General features: G+C 62.6%; 6 protein-coding genes. All 6 read left to right on the top strand.

Annotated features, from left to right (window positions below):
- Nucleotides 1-449: 449 nt before the first annotated feature.
- The 6 genes from AVTE2539_RS22600 (at nucleotide 450) to AVTE2539_RS22575 (ending at nucleotide 6,371) form a co-directional block, all read left to right on the top strand.
- Nucleotides 450-848, top strand: a complete 399-nt coding sequence (locus AVTE2539_RS22600) for a MerR family transcriptional regulator (RefSeq protein WP_272565361.1) — start codon at nucleotides 450-452, stop codon at nucleotides 846-848.
- 40 nt (nucleotides 849-888) lie between these two features.
- Nucleotides 889-1,350 (top strand): PaaI family thioesterase, encoded by a 462-nt coding sequence (locus tag AVTE2539_RS22595; protein ID WP_284414069.1) that lies wholly within the window; start codon nucleotides 889-891, stop codon nucleotides 1,348-1,350.
- A 36-nt stretch (nucleotides 1,351-1,386) separates the two neighbouring features.
- A complete protein-coding gene (locus AVTE2539_RS22590; RefSeq protein ID WP_284414067.1) occupies nucleotides 1,387-2,574 on the top strand; it encodes an isovaleryl-CoA dehydrogenase in 1,188 nt (395 codons plus the stop codon).
- Nucleotides 2,575-2,603: 29 nt separating this feature from the next.
- Entirely contained in the window at nucleotides 2,604-3,266 is a 663-nt protein-coding gene (gene can / locus AVTE2539_RS22585) for a carbonate dehydratase (protein ID WP_284414065.1), read from the top strand.
- Nucleotides 3,267-3,294: 28 nt separating this feature from the next.
- Nucleotides 3,295-5,106, top strand: coding sequence for a bifunctional isocitrate dehydrogenase kinase/phosphatase (gene aceK / locus AVTE2539_RS22580; protein ID WP_284414063.1), 1,812 nt, complete (start codon nucleotides 3,295-3,297; stop codon nucleotides 5,104-5,106).
- A gap of 80 nt (nucleotides 5,107-5,186) precedes the next feature.
- On the top strand, nucleotides 5,187-6,371 hold the full coding sequence (locus tag AVTE2539_RS22575) for an acetyl-CoA C-acyltransferase (RefSeq protein WP_284414061.1): 1,185 nt from the start codon (nucleotides 5,187-5,189) through the stop codon (nucleotides 6,369-6,371).
- Nucleotides 6,372-6,440 lie beyond the last annotated feature (69 nt).

Below are 6,440 nucleotides of genomic sequence, written 5' to 3'. Positions count from 1 at the left end.
GTGAAACGACTTTGCGCCGATGATAGTGCGGGTTCCCGTGTGAAAGTAGGTCATCGTCAGGCTCTTACAGCCCAAATCGCCCCGACATCTAACGATGTCGGGGCGATTTGCTTTGGAGAATGAAAATCTCTCCTGCAAATCTTCGCTAAACGCAGCCTGCTTGGTTGAACCAGTCTGAAGTCAGGTACGCCCTGTGCCTCCTGCCCAAGCCTGACAACGCATTGCAGGCTTCAATGCGGCGCTATTCGTCGGCCCCAAGCATTCAACGGACCACGCGACCACGCTGCCATTCCGATCAGCTAGGCCCCGATCCAAGCCAGTTCAATCCGCTCCAGGCCCAGCGAATACGCTACGATTGACGTTACGTCAACGTCAGCGAACTCCCTCCCCACCACCGCAGCCGCTGACAGGGATGGATCTCCACTCCACGAGTCTCCCCCCCACCTCCTATGGCCGCCACCACTTACACCATCAGCGACCTCGCCAAAGAGTTCGACCTCACCACCCGCGCCATGCGCTTCTATGAAGACATGGGCCTTCTCCAACCCCAACGCACCGGACCCGGCGCCCGTACTCGCATCTACACCGCTCGCGATCGCACTCGGTTGCGGCTTACCTTGCGGGCAAAACGCCTGGGGCTTTCGCTGACCGAGGCGAAGGAAATCATCGATCTCTACGACAGTCCCAGGGACACCGGTGTACAGCTCCGTAAATTCCTGGACGTGCTGGCGGGCCACCGCAAGCAACTGGAAGCCCAAATGGCTGATCTTCAGGCGAATCTGGACGAGGTGCGGGAGCATGAAAAGGAAGCACGGGCACTGCTCCTCAAGGCAGAAAAGAAGAAATAGGCCATAATTGACGTTTACGTAAACGTAACTCAGCCAAGCCATGCCGATCACGCTGTCTGAACTTGCCCACCCCGACCATGTGCAACGCGTTTCCCAGAGTTTTGCGCTACAGGGCGCGATGCACACTTTGGGCGCGCATCTGGGGCGCATTGCCCCTGGCGAGGTGGACATCGAACTGGATTGGGCCCCGTCTCTGACGCAGCAGCATGGGTTTTTGCATGCGGGAATGGTGTCCGCCGCGCTGGATTCCGCCTGCGGATACGCGGCCTTCACCTTGATGCCCGACGAAGCCGCGGTGTTGACGATCGAATTCAAGATCAACCTGTTGGCGCCGGCGCGCGGACCCCGCTTTCGCATGGAAGGCCGTGTCATCAAGCCAGGCCGGACCATCACGGTGTGCGAGGGCCGGGCCTACGGTATTGACGGCAGCCAGGAAAAACTCATCGCCACCATGGGCTGCACGCTCATGTCCGTCATCGGGCGCGATGGCATTGCCGGCTGAATTTCTTCTTCATTGATTCCCAAAATAGGAGACTCCATGACCCTCGCCAGCCTTCCCGGCCTGAATTTCCAACTGGGTGAAGACATCGACGCGTTGCGCGATGCCGTGCGCGATTTCGCGCAAGCCGAGATCGCACCGCGTGCGGCGGAGATCGATCGCACCGACCAATTTCCCATGGACCTCTGGCGCAAGATGGGTGAGTTGGGCGTGCTCGGCATCACCGTGCCGGAGGCCTACGGCGGTGCGCACATGGGGTATCTCGCGCACATGGTGGCGATGGAGGAAATTTCACGGGCCAGCGCATCGGTGGGCCTGTCCTATGGCGCCCACAGCAACCTGTGCGTGAACCAGATCAACCGCAACGGTTCCGAAGAGCAAAAGCGCAAATACCTGCCCGGCCTGATCAGTGGCGAGCACGTGGGCGCGCTGGCCATGAGCGAACCGGGTGCCGGCTCCGATGTGATCAGCATGAAGCTCAAAGCCGAAGACAAAGGTGGTTACTACCTGCTCAACGGTACCAAGATGTGGATCACCAACGGCCCGGACGCCGACACGCTGGTGGTCTACGCCAAGACGGAGCCCGAACTGGGCGCGCGCGGCGTCACGGCTTTTCTGATCGAAAAGGGAATGAAGGGCTTCAGCATTGCGCAAAAGCTCGACAAGCTCGGCATGAGGGGAAGCCATACGGGCGAGTTGGTGTTCGAAAACGTCGAAGTGTCGGCGAGCCAAGTCCTGGGCGCCGTCAACGGTGGTGCCAAGGTTCTCATGAGCGGGCTCGACTACGAACGCGCGGTGCTGACCGGCGGGCCGCTGGGGATCATGCAGTCGGTCATGGACAACGTGGTTCCCTACATCCACGACCGCAAGCAGTTCGGCCAGAGCATCGGCGAATTCCAGCTGATCCAGGGCAAGGTGGCTGACATGTACACCGTGCTGCAGGCGGGCCGCTCGTTTGCCTACACGGTGGCGAAGAACCTCGACATGCTGGGTACCGACCATGTGCGCCAAGTGCGCAAGGACTGCGCGTCCGTCATTCTGTGGTGCGCCGAAAAAGCCACCTGGATGGCCGGCGAGGGCGTTCAGATTTTCGGCGGAAACGGTTACATCAACGAATACCCCTTGGGCCGCCTCTGGAGAGATGCAAAACTCTACGAGATCGGCGCCGGCACCAGCGAAATTCGCCGTATGCTAATCGGCCGCGAATTGTTCGCGGAAACATGCTGATTTGTTGAACAATCTTAGAAAGAACTGACATGGCCGTTCCCGACATCGAACAACTTTTTGTCCACAACCGTTCGTGGGCAGCGCAGATGGAGCGGGAACGTCCCGGGTTTTTCACTGGCCTCATGGCGCAGCAGAAGCCCAAATACATGTGGGTCGGCTGTTCCGACAGCCGTGTGCCGGCCAACCAGATCACAGGATTGGAGCCCGGCGAGGTGTTCGTGCACCGCAACGTGGCCAACGTGGTGGTGCCTACCGACCTGAACTGTCTCTCCACCATCCAGTACGCGGTCGACCAACTGCGCGTCGAACACCTGATGGTGGTCGGCCATTACGGATGCGGCGGCGTACTGGCCGCGCTGCAGGATGTGCGTGTGGGCCTGGCGGACAACTGGATTCGCCACGTGAAGGATGTGCGCGACCGCCACCGCGAGCTCATCGCCGCGACGCCGCAGGCGTGGCGCCACGACGTGCTGTGCGAACTCAACGCCATCGAGCAGGTGATGAACGTCGCGCAGACCACCGTGATGCTCGACGCCTGGGCGAGCGGCCAGAAAGTCACTCTGCACGCTTGGTGCTACGGCCTCAAAGACGGGTTGATCAAGAACCTGAACCTGGAGGTCTCCGGCACTGAAGGCCTCGACGCGCTCTACCAGGCAGCCGTTGCCGGCATTGCAGGCACCCGCCGCGAGTAAGCTCGTTCTCCTTCGCAGGACGCGGCCCATGTTTCCCCAGCGACTGGACTCCCCCCACGCCTACGCGATCGCCAAGGCGATGATGGATGGCTTCAACCGCCACTATCAGCTGTTCCGCACGGAGTCCGCGCGCGCCAAGCACCGTTTCGAGACGGCCGACTGGCACGGGCAGCAGCGGGCCCAGCGCGAGCGGATCGAGTTCTACGATCTGCGCGTGAAGGAATGCGTGCGGCGGCTGGACAAGGAGTTCAACGCGGGCGAGCAGCCCATGGACGTGTGGCACCAGGTCAAGCTGCACTACATCGGCCTGCTCGTGGACCACCACCAGCCCGAGCTGGCCGAGACGTTTTTCAACTCGGTCACGACGAAGATCCTGCACCGCACGCATTTCCACAACGACTTCATCTTCGTGCGGCCGGCCGTGAGCACGGAGTACATCGAAAACGAAGAGCCGGCCGCCCGGCCGACGTACCGCGCCTATTACCCATCGCTGGACACACTGCACGAGACGTTGGTCCGCATAGTGGACAACTTCCAGCTGCAGCGCGAGTTCGAAGACCTGGACCGCGATATCCGCCATGTGCTGGCCGCCCTCCAGCAGCGCCTGGGGCCGCACACCAAGCTGCGCGCCAATTTCCAAGTGCAGGTGCTGTCGGGTCTGTTCTATCGCAACAAGGGTGCCTACCTGGTAGGCAAAGTAATCAACGGCTTCAACGAACTGGCGTTCGCCCTGCCCATCCTGCACGGCAGCGCGGGCCGCCTGGTGATCGATGCAGCCCTGTTCGGCGAGGATGACCTGCAGATGCTGTTCAGCTTCGCGCGGGCGTATTTCATGGTGGACATGGAAATCCCGAGCGCCTACGTGCAGTTCCTGCGCAGCCTGATGCCGCGCAAGCCCCGGGCCGAGCTGTACAACGCGCTGGGCTTGGCCAAGCAGGGCAAGACGCTGTTCTACCGCGATTTCCTGCACCACCTGCGCTATTCCAGCGACCGCTTCCGCATCGCGCCGGGTATCAAGGGCATGGTGATGCTGGTGTTCGACCTGCCCAGCTTTCCGTTCGTGTTCAAGCTCATCAAGGACTACTACCCGCCACCGAAGGACACGACGCGCGAGCAGATAAAGTCCAAATACCTGCTGGTCAAGCAGCACGACCGCGTGGGCCGCATGGCCGATACGCTGGAGTACAGCGAGGTGGCCTTTCCACGCGAGCGATTCGAAGACGGGCTGATCGCCGAGATCGAGAAATTCGCCCCGAGCCAGCTGGAGATCAGCGACCGCGACGGCGACGGCCAGACCGAAGTCATCATCAAGCACCTGTACATCGAGCGGCGGATGATTCCGCTCAACATCTACCTGCAGGAGGCTTTCGATGCCGGCCTGCACGATGCGCGCGCGAGTCAGCAGATGGAGCGCAGCGTGGTCGAGTACGGCAACGCGATCAAGGACCTGGTGGCCGCCAACATCTTTCCCGGCGACATGCTGTGGAAGAATTTCGGCGTCACGCGCAACGGCAAGGTCGTGTTCTACGATTACGACGAGATCGAATACCTCACCGATTGCCAGTTCCGCCGCGTGCCCGCGGCGCGCAACGAAGAGGACGAGATGAGCGGCGAGGTCTGGTATGCCGTGGGTCCGCGCGACGTGTTCCCGGAAACCTTCGCCCCCTTTTTGCTCGGCAACGACGCGGTGCGCGACGTGTTCATGCGCCACCACGCCGATCTGCTGGACGCGGACTTCTGGCAGTCGCACAAGGAGCGCATCCAGGCGGGCCATGTGTACGACGTCTTTCCCTATGACAGCGAACGGCGGTTCTCGTCCAGGACTGCGCCGCCTTCCTGAGCGCCGCCGCGGCCGCACCTTCGCCGTTTCCCTTCGGCTTTTCCACCCCTTCCCCCTCTTTTTGCAGCAGGAGCAACAGCATGAGCAGTGATTCCATCGTCATCGTCGGTGCCGCGCGCACCCCCATGGGCGCCTTCCAGGGCGATTTCTCCAGCCTGGCGGCGCACGACCTGGGCGGCGTGGCCATCCGCGCCGCCGTCGAGCGCGCGGGTATCGCGCCGGAGTTGGTCGAAGAGGTGCTGTTCGGCAATTGCCTGATGGCCGGCCAGGGCCAGGCGCCCGCGCGCCAGGCAGGCTTCAAGGGCGGGCTGCCGCAGAGCGCCGGCGCTGTGACGCTGAGCAAGATGTGCGGCTCGGGCATGAAGGCCGCGATGTTCGCGCACGACCTGCTGCTGGCCGGCACGCACGATGTGATCGTCGCCGGCGGCATGGAGAGCATGACCAACGCGCCCTACCTGTTGCAAAAGGGCCGCGGCGGCTACCGCCTGGGCCATGACCGCATCTTCGATCACATGATGCTCGACGGCCTGGAGGACGCCTACGAGCCCGGCCGCTCCATGGGCACCTTCGGCGAGGATTGCGCCGCCAAGTACCAGTTCACGCGCGAGCAGCAGGATGCCTTCGCCGTGGCCAGCGTGCAGCGCGCCAAGGCGGCCAGCGATTCCGGTGCGTTCGCCGACGAGATCGCACCGGTCACGGTCAAGACCCGCGCGGGCGAGACCGTGGTGTCGGTGGACGAAGGCCCGGGCAAGGTCAAGCTGGACAAGATTCCCCAGCTCAAGCCCGCGTTCAAGAAGGACGGCACCATCACCGCCGCCTCCAGCTCCAGCATCAACGACGGCGCGGCCGCGCTGGTAATGATGCGCGAGTCCACCGCCCTCAAGCTCGGCCGCCAGCCCATCGCCCGCATCGTGGCCCATGCCATGCACGCGCAGGCCCCGGAATGGTTCACCACCGCCCCGGTCGGCGCCACCCAGAAAGCCCTGAACAAGGCCGGCTGGAGCGTGCTGGACGTGGACCTGTGGGAAGTGAATGAGGCCTTTGCCGTCGTGCCCATGGCGCTCATGAAAGAGCTGAACGTGTCGCACGACATCGTCAACGTGAACGGCGGCGCCTGCGCCCTGGGCCACCCCATCGGTGCCAGCGGTGCCCGCATCATGGTCACGCTGATCCATGCGCTGAAGGCGCGCGGCAAGAAGCGCGGCCTGGCCACGCTGTGCATCGGCGGGGGCGAAGGCACGGCCGTCGCGCTGGAGCTGATCTGATCTGATCGAGGTCCGTGATGTGTTGCTATTAAATATATAGCAATACGCCCTAGAATTGATTGCGGTGGA

The organism is Acidovorax sp. SUPP2539, from assembly GCF_030158975.1.
Lineage (GTDB): Bacteria > Pseudomonadota > Gammaproteobacteria > Burkholderiales > Burkholderiaceae_C > Paracidovorax.
The sequence above is the reverse complement of the archived record's forward strand: the minus strand, read 5'-3'. Positions and strand labels throughout refer to the sequence as shown.